Origin of the sequence: Achromobacter sp. HNDS-1 (assembly GCF_040084795.1) — a bacterium.
Classification (GTDB): Bacteria; Pseudomonadota; Gammaproteobacteria; order Burkholderiales; family Burkholderiaceae_B; genus Achromobacter; species Achromobacter ruhlandii.
Genome location: NZ_CP157584.1, coordinates 2,535,432 through 2,551,214, shown reverse-complemented (window position 1 = coordinate 2,551,214; position 15,783 = coordinate 2,535,432). Strand labels below are relative to the sequence as shown.

Annotated in this window: 11 protein-coding genes; 10 read left to right on the top strand and 1 reads right to left on the bottom strand. The window is 66.9% G+C overall.

The genetic code is table 11. From position 1 onward, the window contains the following. Positions 1–142: 142 nt before the first annotated feature. The 7 genes from ABFG95_RS11740 to ABFG95_RS11710 all read left to right on the top strand — a co-directional run bounded on the left by ABFG95_RS11740 (position 143) and on the right by ABFG95_RS11710 (position 10,773). Complete coding sequence (locus ABFG95_RS11740; protein ID WP_336728560.1) at positions 143–652, top strand: RNA polymerase sigma factor; 510 nt, start codon at positions 143–145, stop codon at positions 650–652. Further along, positions 627–1,742 carry a FecR domain-containing protein gene (locus tag ABFG95_RS11735; RefSeq protein WP_348995889.1) on the top strand — a complete coding sequence of 372 codons (1,116 nt, stop codon included), beginning with the start codon at positions 627–629 and terminating at the stop codon, positions 1,740–1,742. The genes ABFG95_RS11740 and ABFG95_RS11735 overlap by 26 nt, the downstream gene beginning before the upstream one ends. 301 nt (positions 1,743–2,043) lie before the next feature. Beyond that, positions 2,044–5,268 carry a TonB-dependent hemoglobin/transferrin/lactoferrin family receptor gene (locus ABFG95_RS11730; protein WP_348995888.1) on the top strand — a complete coding sequence of 1,075 codons (3,225 nt, stop codon included), beginning with the start codon at positions 2,044–2,046 and terminating at the stop codon, positions 5,266–5,268. A 138-nt stretch (positions 5,269–5,406) separates the two neighbouring features. Next, positions 5,407–6,015 carry a heme acquisition protein HasA gene (locus ABFG95_RS11725; RefSeq protein ID WP_063584528.1) on the top strand — a complete coding sequence of 203 codons (609 nt, stop codon included), beginning with the start codon at positions 5,407–5,409 and terminating at the stop codon, positions 6,013–6,015. A 131-nt stretch (positions 6,016–6,146) separates the two neighbouring features. After that, positions 6,147–8,069, top strand: coding sequence for a type I secretion system permease/ATPase (locus tag ABFG95_RS11720; protein WP_348995887.1), 1,923 nt, complete (start codon positions 6,147–6,149; stop codon positions 8,067–8,069). Further along, complete coding sequence (locus tag ABFG95_RS11715; RefSeq protein WP_348995886.1) at positions 8,066–9,418, top strand: HlyD family type I secretion periplasmic adaptor subunit; 1,353 nt, start codon at positions 8,066–8,068, stop codon at positions 9,416–9,418. Before ABFG95_RS11720 ends, ABFG95_RS11715 begins: the two co-directional genes overlap by 4 nt. Beyond that, on the top strand, positions 9,415–10,773 hold the full coding sequence (locus tag ABFG95_RS11710; RefSeq protein ID WP_348995885.1) for a TolC family outer membrane protein: 1,359 nt from the start codon (positions 9,415–9,417) through the stop codon (positions 10,771–10,773). The genes ABFG95_RS11715 and ABFG95_RS11710 overlap by 4 nt, the downstream gene beginning before the upstream one ends. A 154-nt stretch (positions 10,774–10,927) precedes the next feature. On the opposite strand, the gene ABFG95_RS11705 is transcribed toward ABFG95_RS11710, so the two are convergent. Further along, entirely contained in the window at positions 10,928–11,869 is a 942-nt protein-coding gene (locus tag ABFG95_RS11705) for a LysR family transcriptional regulator (protein ID WP_254601016.1), read from the bottom strand. A gap of 91 nt (positions 11,870–11,960) precedes the next feature. On the opposite strand from ABFG95_RS11705, the gene ABFG95_RS11700 reads away from it, so the two are divergent. The 3 genes from ABFG95_RS11700 to ABFG95_RS11690 all read left to right on the top strand — a co-directional run bounded on the left by ABFG95_RS11700 (position 11,961) and on the right by ABFG95_RS11690 (position 15,658). Then, positions 11,961–13,436 (top strand): aldehyde dehydrogenase, encoded by a 1,476-nt coding sequence (locus ABFG95_RS11700; RefSeq protein WP_348995884.1) that lies wholly within the window; start codon positions 11,961–11,963, stop codon positions 13,434–13,436. 5 nt (positions 13,437–13,441) lie between these two features. After that, on the top strand, positions 13,442–14,476 hold the full coding sequence (locus ABFG95_RS11695) for an NAD-dependent epimerase/dehydratase family protein (protein WP_059272650.1): 1,035 nt from the start codon (positions 13,442–13,444) through the stop codon (positions 14,474–14,476). 222 nt (positions 14,477–14,698) lie between these two features. Next, positions 14,699–15,658 (top strand): tripartite tricarboxylate transporter substrate binding protein, encoded by a 960-nt coding sequence (locus ABFG95_RS11690; RefSeq protein ID WP_348995883.1) that lies wholly within the window; start codon positions 14,699–14,701, stop codon positions 15,656–15,658. Positions 15,659–15,783 lie beyond the last annotated feature (125 nt).

Sequence of the window (15,783 nt, the reverse complement as noted above, 5' to 3'; positions counted from 1 at the left end):
TCCGCCGGCACCGCCGGCGTCGGTCAAATCTCCGACTAATCCATATGCCGCCGCGACCGGCGGGACGCCCTATCGGTGCTAGTCTCTCGCTCAATCATCAATGACGCTCATCACGATTGAGTAGATTCCCGGCGACGAGCAAGTGGCGCCCCAACCTGATGTCGAGCGCCTGTATGCCGCCCATGCCGAGCGGCTGCGCCGTTACCTGTTCCTGAAGACCGGCGAAGCCGAACTCAGCGCCGATCTGGTGCAGGACTGCTTCGCGCGGCTCCTGGCCCACCAGGAAGACATCCCGTCGGACGACAGCGCGCTGGCCTACCTCTACGCCATCGTCAATCGCCTGCTCATCGACCATCGCCGCAATCACCATCAATCCCGCACCGACATGGGGGCGGACGACCTGCTGGAAGGCGTGCGCGATCCGCGTGCCGCGCCTGACGTGCATACGCACGTGCGCCGCCAACTGGCGCGTCTGGCCGCGACGCTGGCCGAACTGCCGCCGCGCACGCGGCAGATTTTCAGGCTCTGCCGCGTCGAGGGCCTGAGCCATGCGGAGGCCGCGCGCTATCTGGATATCTCGCCCAGTTCGGTGCAGAAGCACCTGGCCATGGCCCTTGAGCTGATGCGTGAACGCCTGGGGCGCGATCCATGAACCGGCGCAGCGAATACGCGCCTTGGCCACTTTTTTTACTGTCTTTCGCGTCTGGCCCGTTATCCCTTTCATGAAGATCCCATCACGTATCCATCGCGAACGACGTCTGCGTCGCCAGGCCAGTCTGTGGGCCGTGCGCCTGGAGGCCGGCGCGCTCACCCAGGCTGAACGACGCCGCCTCGATCATTGGCTGGCGCGCGACGCGCGCCACGGCCCGGCCCTGGCCGATGCCGAAATGACCTGGGCCCTGGCCGGCGCCTGCCGCGACGCGCCCTCGCTCGCGCAGCCGGCGCCGAGGGCGCGGCACCTCCCCTGGCGCGCCTGTGCCGCGGCGTGGTGCCGAGCGCATCTCATGGCGCCCCGACGGCGCGCGTTGGCGCTGGCATGCGCCGCTTTGGTCGTCGCCGGCACGATCAATGGGCCGGACCTCATCGAACCCTGGTTGGTCGACTATCGCACCGACGTCGGCGAAATCCGTTCCCTGGCGTTGCCCGATGGCAGCCGCGTATTGCTGGGCAGCAACAGCGCGCTCGATGTGGCATACGACGCTTCGATCCGTCGGGTGCGCCTGCTGCGCGGCGAAGCGGTGTTCTCGCCGGCGCCTACGGGGGCGGCCGAGCCGCGCAGGTTCGTGGTGGAGAGCGCGGGCGCCAGCATGACCGCGCTGGGCACGCGCTACGCCGTGCGGCGCCAGGACGCCGGCCACGGCTGGATGGGCGTATTGCAGCATCGTGTCGCGCTCCTGATGGATCGCCCGCCCACCGCGGGCGTCGCCTACGCGGCGCTGACAGCCGGCGATAGCGCCACCTTCAGTCACGCCGCCGGGATCGGCCGCAGTCCCGTCGCGCCCGCGCGCGGGGCCGCCTGGGCCGACGGCTATCTCATCTTCGAAGGCGAACCCCTGGAGCAGGTCCTGCAACGCATCGGCGATTTCCGGCCGGGCCTGTTGATCCTGGCGAACCGCGCCGCGGCGCGCAGGCCGGTCAATGCGCTGTTCCACCTGGATAACCTTGAGGGCGCGCTGGCCACGCTCTGTAGCGAGCTGCGGCTTGCGCGGTTGCGGCTGCCAGGGGTGACGGTGCTGTACTGAAAAGCGTCGATTTCTTGAGTGTCGAGTTCGGCTTTACAAAGCCTGGTTGGTAAAGCGGAAAAACAAACGCTGATTTGTATTCGACACCCTTTCGCGTGCCGACCGCACGATCCAATCGCGGTGCGCGCGCCGCCATCGTCGGGCCCCGAGTAAGACGAAGTCAGGACGTACCCGCACCGCTCTCCCTCTGGGAATTGCCCTTTTTCGAACTTTTTTTACTGAACTTCGATTCTCAAACGTTAATGGTAATGATGCGCGTTTGCATCATTGACAACCAGAGACGAAAGTGAAGAGAAGACAGGTGACGTTCCGTATTGTGAGTCGGATGCTGGCCGCGGGCGCGTTGGCGCTACCGTGCGTGTCCATGGCGCAAACGCAGGAGCGTGCCGCGGGCATGGCGGAGCCCGCCGATCGGAAGGATGATGAACGTCAACGGACGTTCGTTTTCGACATCCCGGCTCAAGCGATGGCGCAGGCCGTACTGGCATTCGCGCGCCAGTCCGGCGTTGACCTGTACATGAGCGACGTCGATTTCTCAGCCTATACCAGTGTCGAGCTGAAGGGCAGCTTCAACCTCGAGACCGGCCTGACCCGGTTGCTGGGAAACAGTCCTATCGGCTACCGCTATCGCCGGACCGCGGGCGCTGTCCGACCGAACGTGCAACTGGTCGACAACGGTCCCGGCGCGCGTGCGCGGGTGTACTCGATGGCGCCCGTTGTGGTGCGCGGCAACGATGTCAACGAGCGCGTCTATCAGGCCCCCCGCGCCGTCAGCATCGTCACGCGTGAAGAAATGGACCGCGTGCCGGTGCGCCACGCCGCCGAACTCATCCAGGACACCCCCGGCGTCGCCAGCGCCGTCAACCGCCAGAACCCCGGTCTGTCGATCAACATCCGCGGCATGCAGGACTTCGGCCGCGTCAACATGATGATCGACGGCATGCGCCAGGATTTCGTGCAGAACGGGCACATGCAACGCAATGGAGAAATGTATGTCGATTCGGAACTGCTGTCCGAGGTGGAGGTAGAGCGAGGCGTGGTGCATGGGGTGCATGGCACCGGCGCGATGGCGGGCAGTGTGGATTTCCGCACGCTGGATTTTGGGGATGTGCTGCGGGAAGGCAGGGATATCGGGCTGAAGCTTCGCGGCACGTCCGGGATGGGATATCAGGGGAACGGGGTCAATTTCATCGGCAGCGCGGCGGGCGCAGCGCGCGCTGGTGAGAACCTGGAAGTGATGGCGGCGGTGTCGCGGCGATCTATCGGGGATTATCGGTTTGGGTTGCGGGGCGGGCAATCCGACTGGAACAAGGAAGTGGTGCGTGACAGCGATGGCCGGCGCAGCAAGGTGGAATTCAACGATGTGAAATTCGCCGCTCAGGAGCAGGATTCCAGCCTGTTCAAGGCGCGCTGGAAGTTGAATGATGCATCGTCCCTGCAATTGAGTTATGTCGGCACGCGGGTGAACTATTCGTACACTGCGGAATCCGTGCTGGCGAGTCCAGATAACAGCGGCTCCCCCTGGCGAAAGCTGGGAGCGTCCAAGGCGCAGTCCGACAGCTTCGCGCTGGACTACAAGCTCAAGCCGGCGGACAACCCGTGGCTAGACTTGAACGTGAAGCTCTATGCCGTCGATACCCGTGTCAGCAACTACACGGAACCGAATTATCCGAAAGTCTTAACTCCAGGAGGAGGCTCTTGGATGACCGATCCTGTGGCGATTCGAGAGGCCATTCATTTCGAGCACTGGAAGTCCGACGGCACCGGCAAATGTGAAACCGATAATGGGGGGTACGTCTCCGACTACACGACGGACATTTGCAGCCACTACGGCGTCGGTAAGGAAACCCGCTTGCGCACCCGGACCCATGGCGTGCAGGTGGACAATACCTCGCGCTTCCTGCTGGGTACGAACTCGCTGCTCAGTGCCCACTACGGTATCGAGTATTTCTCTGATCGTGCAACTTCGAGCCAACGCTGGAATAACCAGGGGCGTGAAGTCAGGCCTTTTGGCGCGGAGGGTAAGGACTCTCTCAACCCGAGAGGACGCCGCAACATGGGAAGCATCTTCGCCAATTTGAAGCTGGAAGACGATTTCTATACGGTTTCAGCGGGTGTGCGCTATGAACGCTACTGGGTCAAAGGCAAGACACATATGCCTGGAACCGGGCCGTATCACCAAACCTCATTGAGGACGGCCGAAAAAAGTCTTTGCCGCTATACGCACAATCTCCCTGGTGAGGTGGACAAGGCTGAGGTTTATGGGGAAGGCTGCCGCATAGCGAGAGGCGGTGACTTGGCGGCATTGAAAGCGTGGTGGGATTCCGATCCTGCTTATAGCTACTACAAAGCTCTGCGCGACCGTGTGCCGGACCCAAAGAATCCAGGCCGATTTATATACCCCTATAGGCGTGACCCGGACACGGGCGAGATCGTGTACAGCAAAGTACCGACTCGGAGACCCGTCAACCTCTCGCACAGAAAGTTTGAAGATCAATTTATAGACGTCTGGTGGGACGATCAGCCCACCACGTACGAGTACGACGTTGACCGTAGCGGCGGCAAGCTGCTGCCGTCGCTGTCCGCCTCCATCCGCCCCACCCGCTGGCTGGAGTTGTACGGCAGTTGGGGCAAGTCGTGGCGTCCGCCCGCCATCAATGAACTGATGATGGCCGGCGGTCATCCCACGGAAGGATTCGAAACGATCGTACCCAACCCCTTCCTGAAACCTGAGACCGCGCAAACCTGGGAAGTGGGCGCTAATGCCATCTTCAGTGACGTCATGGCACAGGGCGACAATTTGTCGCTCAAGGTTGGTTATTTCGACACGCGGGCGGACAACTATCTGTTTTCCTCGATGATGGGTCTGCTGCCGGGAAGCGGGACCAGCCCGGGGAGCTATTTCCCGCTGCTGGGCACGACCTTCTTTACCAACAACCTCACTCGCACCCGGTTTCGCGGTCTCGAATTGGAAGGGCGCTACGACGCCGGTTTTGTCTATGGCGCCGTGAGTTACACGCATTACCTCGGGAGACCGAACAAGTTCTGCGAAAACGTGTATCCGCTGGGATCAGGGCCAAACAAGTATGACGTGCCCAAGTCGGATGGCAGCTATCCGAAGCCGCACGATGAAGCGCTTGAGGCGGGGTACGACTCCTGGCAGGCCTGGGCCGACGCCTGGACCTCATGCGGCAATTTCGTTTTCAACAGCGCCATCGCCAAGCCGGTCGATAAAGGCATGGTGCTCGTTGGTGCGCGGCTGCTGGAGCGCAAGCTGGATACCGGTGTGCGCTTCAACTACAGCGGTGAGGGTTGGTACAACCGCGACACCGGCGGCGCGCAAGTTTGGTTCAAGTACACCACCTGGGACTGGTATGCCAGTTATCAGGCCAATGACAACGTCAAGTTTATGGCGGCGGTCGAGAACATCACCAATCGCATGTACGTGGAAGGTTATTCCGACGCGCTGGCGCGCACGTTCGCGCCCGGGCGCACCGTCACGTTGGGCATGGAGGTGCGCTTCTAGGGCAAGCATTGACCAGGACCGGCGTATGGCGGTTCTTCGAAAGAACATGCGAATGGTTCGCATGCTTGGCGCCTGCGTGACGCGGCGCCAAGGGAGTCGGGGTTACCCGGCTGAACTCGTAGTTATTGGAGCATGAAAATGTCCGTATCGATCAGCTTTATCGACGAAAGTCACTTCCCTCAAGGCATCTCGATGGAGGATTCGTTGGAATCCATGTTGGTAGCCTTCGAGAACGACGGCGTTGCCGGTGAACACACCGCCGGCAAGAACTTTGGGGGTTTTTTCGGTGGAGGCCCCTTCAACGGCACCGACTATGGTTACGCCAGCAAAGCCGTTGGCCACTATGCCTTCGTTGCGTCGGGCGACGTGAACTACTACTTCCCGCCGTTTAGCGGCCCGAAGGTCGAAGGTGCGACGCCGCACACCGTATGGGGCGAACTGGACTCCATTACCTTGGGCGGTGGGGTGGATCAGACCGGGCATGTGGTTGATCCGCTCATTACGTTCACGTTCGACGCACCGATCCATGGTGATGTCTCGGAAGGCCGCGGAAACGACGTACATGACATCGTATGGGGCTTGATGAACGGGCATGTCGATGGTTTCGATGACATCAAGGCCGGTGTCATGTCCCATGGCGGTCTGTTCGGCGCGCTGGCGCAGAACGACATGGACATCACCATGTCCATCGCCGACCTGGTCGCCCACAACTTCGCCACCGAAACCGACCTCGCCCTGGCGGCGTAACCCACCCGTGAGTTTCCCCGCGCTTTCTCGGGCGCGTGGGTCACGGTCGCGGCGGGCCTATCCCCCGTCGCGACCGTCTTTTTGTTTCTTCATTCTGCGTGTCCCGGCAGTCATCCGGGCAAGGAAATTCAATGCAGCAAACCCAGACGCGCGCGGGCGCGGCACAGGGCGCGGACGTCCTGGATATCAAGGCGCTCCTGGCGCGCTTTCGCACGGGCTGGTACAGCGTGGCCGCGTTCAGTGTCGCCACCAACTTGCTGATGCTGGCGCCGTCGCTCTACATGCTGCAGGTCTATGACCGCGTGCTGGCATCCGGCAACGTCTTCACGCTGGTGATGCTGAGCCTGATGATCGTCGGTTTGCTCGCGCTGATGGGCGCGCTGGATTATGCGCGCAGCGCCGTCATCATCCAGATCGGCGCGCGCTTTGACGCGGCGCTGGCCGGGCGCGTGCACGAAGCGGCGTTCCAGCGCGGCCTGGCGGGCGTGCCCGCCAATGCGGGGCAGGCGGTCAACGACCTGAACACCGTGCGCCAGTTCCTGACCGGCAGCGCGGTGTTCGCGTTCTTCGACGCGCCGTGGTTTCCGCTGTTCCTGCTGGTGATGTTCCTGTTCCATCCCTGGATGGGCACGCTGGCGTTGGCGGGAACCATCATCCTGGTGGCGCTGGCGTGGCTCAACGAGCAGGTGTCGCGCAAGCTGTTGGCCGAGGCGGGCGGGTTGTCGGTGCGGGCCGGGGTGGAGGCCGAAGGGCAACTGCGCAATGCCGAAGCCATCCAGGCCATGGGCATGCTGGACCGGTTGCGCGCGCGCTGGCAGCGGCTGCATGTGGGCTATGTGCGGCGCCAGGGCCTGGCCAGCCAGCGCTCGGCGATGATCGCGAGCCTGTCGAAGACGGTGCGGATGGCGCTGCAATCGCTGGTGCTGGGGCTGGGCGCGTGGCTGGTGCTGCAAAGCCATGTCAGCGCCGGCATGATGATTGCGGGCTCGATCCTGATGGGGCGCGTGCTCAGCCCGATCGATCAGGTGATCGGCGCCTGGCGGCAATGGGCGGGCACGCGGCTGGCGTGGCGGCGCCTGCAGGAGCTGCTGACGACGTATCCGAAGCCGTCCACGGGCCTGACGCTGCCAGACCCGAAGGGCGCATTGCGCTTGGAGGGCGTGACGGTGACACCGCCGGGCGCGGCGCAGCCGACGCTGGTGAACGTGTCGTTCGCGCTGGAGCCGGGGCAGGTGCTGGGCGTGGTCGGCCCGTCGGGCGCGGGCAAGTCGACGTTGGCCCGATTGGTGGCGGGTGTGTGGCCGGCCCGCCTGGGCACGGCGAGGCTGGATGGGGCCGACCTGAAGCAATGGGAACGCGCGCGGCTGGGGGAGTGGCTGGGCTATGTGCCGCAGGACGTGGAGTTGTTCTCCGGGACCGTGGCCGAGAACATCGCGCGCTTTCCTGGGCCGGACAGCGATGGCGAGGGGTTGGCCCGGCGGGTGATCGACGCGGCGCGGCTGGCCGGCGCGCACGACATGATCCTGGCCCTGCCGCGCGGCTATGACACGCCGCTGGGCGCCGGAGGCCAGGGGTTGTCGGGCGGGCAGCGCCAGCGTATCGCGCTGGCGCGGGCGCTGTACGGCACGCCGCGCCTGGTGGTGCTGGATGAACCCAACGCCAGCCTGGACGACGCGGGCGAGCAGGCCTTGCTCGATGCGCTGGGCCGGCTGCGCGAGATCGGCGCGACGGTGGTGCTGGTGACGCACCGGCCTAAGGTGCTGGCGGCGACCACGCACTTGCTGTTGCTGCGCGATGGCCGCGCGCAGCGCTTCGGCGCCACCCATGACGTGTTGCGGCCGGGGCCCGAGGGAGCGCCCGGGGCGAGGCCATCACCGCCAACGGCGTCCGCCGAGCCCGGCGGCCGCGCGGCGACGATGGCCGGCGCGACGGGGGCGGGGGCGTCCGGCGTAGCCGGCTCGCCGCCACAGACGCGCCCGGGCGGGTCGGCGGCGCAGGTCTATCCGTTGGCCGGTGGCGCGTTTGCGGGGCGAATCTTCGGAGGCAAGGCATGACGGGGCGCGCCGCGGGCAATCGGGTGGTGGTGTTGCGGCCCGAGCTGAACAAGGGCGATGCGGGCGCGGTCGATGCCGAAGACCATGGCGGCTGGTCGGCCCGCTTCGGCTGGTGGGTGCTGGCGCTGGGCTTTGGCGGCTTCCTGGCATGGGCGGCATGGGCGCCGCTGGACAACGGCGTGGTGATGCCCGGCATCGTCGTCGTGACCGGCGAGCGGCAGGCGGTGGACAGCATCGAGGGCGGCGTGGTGAGCGCCTTGCTGGTGGCCGAAGGCGACCAGGTCCGGGCCGGCCAGGCGCTGGTGCGGCTGGACGACACCCGGGTGCGTGGCGAGGCGCACAGCCTGCGCGCGCAGCAGGCGGCGGTCATGGCCCGCGAAGCGCGCTTGCTGGCCGAGCGCGATGGGCGGGATGATCTTGCGCCGCCCGATGCCCAAGCGAACGCCGAAGTGGCGGCCGCCTACGCGATGGAGCGTCAACTGTTCGCCAGCCGGCGGGCGGCGCTGGCGGGCGAGCTGGCTGGCATCGACGCGACGCTGGCCGGCAGCCGGGCCCTGGCCGCCGGCCTGGAATCGACCTTGGCGCACAAGCGCACGCAACGCACGCTGTTGCGGGAACAACTGGGCAACCTGCGCGATCTGGCGCGCGAAGGCTACGTGCCGCGCAACCGGGTGCTGGACCTGGAGCGCAGCCTGGCGCAACTGGACGGTGACATGGCCTCGGACCTGGGCGCGCTGGGCCAGACCCGCCAACAGATCGCGGAACTGGCGCTGCGCGGGCAGCAACGCCGCGACGCATTCCAGCGCGAGGTGCGCACCGATCTGGCGGAAACCCGCGTGCAGCGCGAACAGTTGACGCAGAAACTGGCGGCGGCGGAATTCGATCTGGCGCACAGCGAGATCCGCGCGCCGGTCAGCGGCACTGTGGTGGCGCTGGCCGCGCACACCGTCGGTGGCGTGGTGCAGCCGGGCGCGCGCCTGATGGAGATCGTGCCCAAGGACGTGCCGCTGGTGGTCGAGGGGCGCTTGCCGGTGGAGTCCATCGACAAGGTGCACACGGGCCTGCCGGTCGAGCTGATGTTCACCGCCTTTGATGCCAGCCGCACGCCACGGCTGGAAGGCACCGTGATGCTGGTGTCGGCGGACCGGTTCGATGATGACCGCAACGGTCGTCCCTACTATCGCCTGCGCGCCGATGTGGCGCCGGGTCAGTTGCGCCGCATTGGCGATGCGCCGCTGCGCGCGGGTATGCCGGTGGAGGTGTTCGTGCGCACGGGCGAGCGCTCGCTGTTGAATTATCTGTTCAAGCCCTTGCTCGATCGTGCGCGGCTGGCGTGGGGTGACGCATGAATCGCTGGCGGGGCGCGCGCGCGGCGGCGTGGATGTTGATGGGGGCGCTGTTGCTGCCCGCGTTGGGGGCGGCGCAGGCGCTGGATTTCCAGCAGGCGTACACGATGGCGTTGGCGTCCGATCCCACCTGGCAGGCCGCGCAGGCCCGCGAGCGGGCCGATGCGCAGGAAGAGGCGCTGGGGCGCGGCGGCTTGCTGCCGAACCTGAGCTACCACTACAGCGGCGCCCGCAACGATACGTCGTCGCGCCAGGAGACGCGGTTTGGCACGCTGGAGCAACGGTCGCGCTACGCCAGCTCCGCCTCGGGCTTCACGTTGAGCCAGCCGTTGTTCGACGCGGCGGCCTTTGCGCAGTACCGTGCCGGGCGCGAGCGCGCCGAGGCGGGGGGATTGACGTTGCAGCGCGCCCGCCAGGCGCTGGCGGTGCGCGTGCTGCAGGCGTATACCGCCGTGCTCTACGCGCAGCAAGCCTTGGCATTGACGCAGTCGCAGGGCCGTTCGTTGCAGGAGGACGCGCGCCGCAGCGAACGCTTCGTGGCGGCGGGCCAGGGCACGCGCACGGATCAGTTGGAGATCGAGGCGCGCGCCCGCGTGGTGCAGGCGCAGGAGATCGAGGCGCAAGACAAGTTGCGCGATGCGCGCAATGCGCTGGGCGCGATCGTCGGCCCGGCGCTGGCCGAGCAGCCGCTGGCGCCCTTGCGGGCGGCCGCGCTGGCCGGGCTGGCCGTGGAGGGGCGTGACCTGCCGGCGTGGCGCGAGCTGGCGCTGGCAAGCAACCCCGAATTGCTGGCGCAGCGGCACTTGCTGGAAGCCAGCCGCCAGCGCTACGAGGCCGCCCGCGCGGGACATCTGCCGACGGCGAGGCTGGTGGCCCGCAAGCAGTTGACGCATTCCAATGGCGATAACCAGATCGGGCAACGTTATGACACCGGGTCGGTGGGCATCGAGGTCAGCATTCCGCTGTATTCCGGCGGGCGCACGTCGGCGGCCAGCGGCCAGGCGCTGGCCGAGCAGGAAGAAGCGCAGCACAAGCTCGATGCCGCCACGTGGGCGTTGCTGGATGACCTGGCGCGGCAGTTCCATACCTTTACCAGCAGCCGCGCACGCATCGCGGCCTACCGGCAGGCCGCCGAGGCCGCCGCATTGCGCGTGCAGGCCACGCGGCGCAGCGTGCTGGGCGGCGAGCGCACCAACCTGGACGTGCTGGACGCGGAGCGCCAGCGTTTCGAGGCGCTGCGCGAACTGGACCGCGCGCGTTACGACAACCTGTTGGCGTGGCTGACGCTGCGCTGGCAGGCGGGGGTGCTGGACGATGAAGACGTGGCGCGCATCGGCGCGCTGTTCGCGGCGGGCTGATTCCGCGTTTGAACGGAAGCCGCGGCCGAGAAGGCCCCCGCGACCGCGCAACGAGCGCGTGGCAGGCCGCGGCGGCTTGGCGTGGCGCGGTTCGTCATTCGCCGTGCCCGCCTTCCTGGCCGCTTGCGCTGGCTGACAGGCGCGAGCGGCCGGCTCACTTCAAGGGCGGCAACGGCAACAGCCGCCTCGCGATCTGGTCCATGGCCGTTTCCAGCTGCGCCGCCAGCGCCTGAGCGGCCGGCGACAGCGAGCGATCGCGCCGGTGCAGCAGGCCGATGGCGCGGCGCGCCGAGGCATCGCACAGCGCCGCCGCGCGCAGTCCCGACAGGTTCAATTCCGGCAGCGCCAGGCGCGGCAGCACGCTCACGCCCAGGCCCTGGCGCACCATGCCGGCGGCGGTGCCCATGTTGGTCACGTCATAGCGCAGCGCGGTGGCGGGCGCGCCGGTTTCCTCGCGCACCGCGCGGTCGAACTGCTGGCGCGCGTTCGAGCCTTGCGACAGCAGGATCAGGTCATAGCGCAGCACGTCGCGCCAGTGCAGCGGGCCGCGTTTTTTCTCCAGGGCATGGCCGGCCGGGTAGATGGCGCAGAAGCAATCCTCGGCCAGCGGCGCGAAGGACAGGTCCGGCGCCGGCTCGGCCAGCGCGCCGACGGCGAACTCGATCTGGTTGGTGCGCAGCATGGCCACCAGTTCGTCGTTGTGGGCCTCGACCACGCGCACCTTCAGCGCCGGGTGCAGTTGGCGCAACGCGCCGACCGCCACGGGCAGCAGCGCCAGCGCGGTCGAGGGCAGGGCGCCCAGGGTGACGTTGCCGCGCCGCACTGCCGCCAGGTCGGCCAGGCTGCGATAGGCTTCCTCCAGGTCGGCGATGGGCCGCTGCGCGCGGGCGTGGAAGTCCTGCCCCGCCGAGGTCAGGCTGATGCTGCGGGTGGTGCGTTCGAACAGGCGCAGGCCCAGCACGTCCTCCAGGTCCTGGATCAGCGCGGTGAACGAGGGCTGCGTCACGCCGAGCTGACTGGCGGCGTGGGTGAACGAGCCGGTGTCGACCGCCAGCAGGAAGGCCTTGAGCGATCGGTACTTGATATTCATAGCCATGGACTAAGAATATAAGAAAAATATCGAATTGTGCCTAATAGTCGGCCGGCCGATGATGCGTCTACCGAGACCTCTGGACTGCCCCGACCTTATGCAAGCATCGAGCCCAAAGCCCTTCCGGTTGGGCGCCGAATGGCGCCACGGCCAGGACGGCGACGCCGTCATCACCTCCATCAATCCCGCCGACGGCAGCGTTGCCGGCATCGTCACGCGCGCCTTGCCGCGCGACGTGGATGCCGCCGTCGCCATCGCCTGGGACGCGTTCCAGCGCCAGCCATGGCGCAAGCTGCGCCCCGACCAGCGCGCCGCCACGCTGTACGAGATCGGCCGGCGCCTGGCCGCCGAACGCGAGCCGCTGGCGCGGCTGCAGATGATCGACAGCGGCAAGCCGTGGAAGGAATGCCTGAACATGGTCGACAGCGCGGCCGGGCATTTCCGCTACTACGCCGCGGTGTGCGAGACCTGGCAGAACGAGATGACCTCGCCGCGCGGCGAGTATTTTTCGATGGCGCTGGCCGAGCCGTTCGGCGTGATCGCGGCCATCACGCCTTGGAACTCGCCCATCATGAACGAGGCGCAGAAGGCCGCGCCGGCGCTGGCGGCCGGCAACGCGGTGCTGCTCAAGCCGTCCGAGGAGACGCCGCAGCTGGCGCTGGAACTGGCGCGCATCTGTGCCGAGGCCGGCCTGCCGGAAGGGCTGCTGACGGTGCTGCCGGGCCACGGCGAGGACGTCGGCGCCGCGCTGGTCAGGCATCCCGGCGTGCGCATGGTGTCGTTCACCGGCGGCACCGAAACGGGCCGCGCCATCGGCGGCATCGCCGGCCAACGCCTGATTCCCGTGGGCCTGGAACTGGGCGGCAAGTCGCCGCACATCGTGTTCGACGACGCCGACCTGGACCGCGCCGTGGCCGGCGTGGTGTCGGGCATCTTCGGCTCGGCCGGGCAAAGCTGCGTGGCCGGTTCGCGCCTGTTCGTGCAGAAGTCCATCTATGGCCGCTTCATGGAGGCGCTGGTGCAACGCACGCGCGAGGTGCGCGTGGGCCTGCCCGATGATCCCGCCACGCAGATGGGGCCGCTGGTGTCGCGCGCGCATCGCGACAAGGTGGCCGGCTATGTCGACATCGGCCGCGCCGAAGGCGGCCGTGTGCTGGTCGGCGGCGCCGCGCCGGATCGCGCCGAGCTGGCCAACGGCTGGTTCTACCTGCCCACCGTGATCGACGGGCTGGGCAACGGCGCGCGCGTCTGCCAGGAAGAGATCTTCGGGCCGGTGCTGGTGGCGCTGCCGTTCGAGGATGAGCAAGATGTGATCGAACAGGCCAATGACACGCCCTTCGGCCTGGCCGCCGGCATGTGGACGGGCGACTATGCCCGCGCCTGGCGCGTGGCGCGCGAGATCGAGGCGGGCTCGGTCTGGATCAACACCTACAAGCAATCGCATATCGCCACGCCGTTCGGCGGCTTCAAGGCCAGCGGCATCGGCCGCGAGAAGGGCCTGCATGGCCTGCGCCTCTACAGCCAGGTCAAGAGCCTGTACTGGGGCATGCACAATCAACCGATGGGACTGTGAATCACATGACGACCGACAAGAAAAGCGCGGCGCTGCCGCTGGCCGATGCCCGCATCCTGATCGCCGGCGCCGCCAGCCTGGTGGGCTCGCACACTGCCGACGCGCTGCTGGCCGCCGGCGTGCGCGAAGTGATCCTGCTGGACAACTTCGCGTTTGGCACGCCCGAGGCCATCGCCCACCTACAGGGAAATCCGCGCGTGAAAGTGGTGCGCGGCGACCTGATGCGCCTGCCCGACCTGCTGGCCGCGACCGAAGGCGTGGACGGCGTGCTGCACCTGGCGGCGTATATGACGCTGGGCTTCGCGCAGACGCCGTGGCAAGCGGTGGACGTGAACATCCGCGGCGCGCAGAACATGCTGGAAGCCTGCCGCGCCAACAAGGTGAAGAAGTTCGTGTTCGCCTCGTCCAACGCGGTGTATGGCTACGGCAGCGGCATCGCCGGCGCGCTGGCCGAGAACGGCCCGTTCCATTCCGTCGGCGCGCCGCCCGCGGCGATCCTGTACGGCGCCTCCAAGATCATGGGCGAACAGCTGTGCCGCCAGTACCACCAGAAGTGCGGGCTGGACTATGTGGTGTTGCGCTATTCCACCGTGTATGGCGAGCGCCAGCACTACCGCGCCGCCAATTCGCTGTACATCATGGAGACCTACGACCGCGTGCGCCAGGGCGAGCGCCCCGTGCTGCCCGGCGACGGCACCGATACCAAGCACTTCGTGCACGTCTCGGACGTGGCGCGCGCCAACGTCGCCGCGTTCCAAAGCGACGCGACCGATGTCGCGGTGAACGTGTCCGGCCCGGCGCCCATCACCACCGGCGAACTGGTGCGGCTGGTGCTCGACTACTGCAAGAGCGGCCTGGAACCGGAGATCCGGCCGGACCCTCCGGGCACCGTGCGCCTGACCTCGGGCGGCGCCTTCCATATCCCGCACGATCTGGCGGGACAACAGATCGGCTGGCAGCCGCAAGTGGGCATGGCCGAAGGCGTGACGCGCCTGCTGGCGTGGCGCGAGGCGCAGGAAGGGGGCAAGAAGGGGGGGTAACCACGATGCCTGGCGCGTGTTACGGCCTAGGGGGCTTGCCGATAGCTGCGCAGAATGCCGGGCGCGCGCGTCGAGGAGGGAAGGCGTCTGCCTGCAGTCCCTGCCTGTCGGCGAGCGAACAATTTGACCCGGGGCGGCCGTCGCAGCCGTCCCGCGTGACTGGCCGGCCTGTCCGGCTCATCACAACGCATAACAACAGCAGTACCCACACAGGAGACAACCATGTTCTTTACACGCAAGGCGGCCGCTCGCGCCGCGCTGTCCGTGGCCGCGCTGTGCGCCGCGTGGCCGGCCTGGGCCTGGCCCGACCATCCCATCGAACTGGTGGTGGGCTTCGCGCCCGGCGGCGGCACCGACCTGACGGCGCGTTCGCTGGCGGTGTTCCTGGAGAAGGAGCTGGGCACCACCATCGTGGTGCAGAACAAGCCGGGCGCGTCCAGCGCCATCGCGCTGTCGTACGTGTCGCGCGCCAAGCCCGATGGCTACACGCTGGCCATGACCAACATGCCCGGGCTGGTGTCGCTGCCGATCGAACGCAAGGCCGGCTTCACCACCGCCGACTTCACCTATCTCGCCAACCTGGTGCGCGACCCAAGCGCCTTCAGCGTCGCCGCCGACAGTCCGTACCAGACGCTGGATGCCCTGATCAAGGCGGCGCGCGAGAAGCCGGGTTCGATCAGTTATGGCTCGACCGGCGTGGGCACCGATGATCACCTGGCGCTGGTGCTGTTCCAGAACCTGACCGGCACCAAGCTCAACCATGTGCCGTACAACGGCGCGGGGCCGTTGCGCAGCTCGGTGCTGGGCGGGCACACCGTGATCGGCGGCCTGAACCTTGGCGAAGTCATGCCCTATCACGGCAAGAACATGCGCGTGCTGGCCCAGGCCAGCGCGACGCGCTCGCCGCTGGGGCCGGACGTGCCGACCTTCAAGGAACTGGGCGTGAACCTGGTGTTCGCGTCCGAGCGCGGCATTGTCGCGCCCAAGGGCTTGCCGGCGGATGTCGCCGAGAAGCTGCGCCAGGCCTTGGGCAAGGTCGCCGCCAATCCGGAATTCCAGGCGCAGATGAAGCAGCAGTTCACCGAGATGGATTATCTGGACGGGCCGCAATGGCAGGAACGCTTGAAGCAGGATGATGGGAGGCTGCGGCAGATCTGGGCGAATACGCCTTGGGTGGAGTAGGGCGTCAGATGGAGTTCCCGCGATTGCGGCGACATGCTCCAGATCGCGGGACGCGGGCCAGTGTCTGAGAACTGGTCTGAATTGCGGCGCTTTTTTACTGTAAATCGCGGCTCAACCGTTTATGT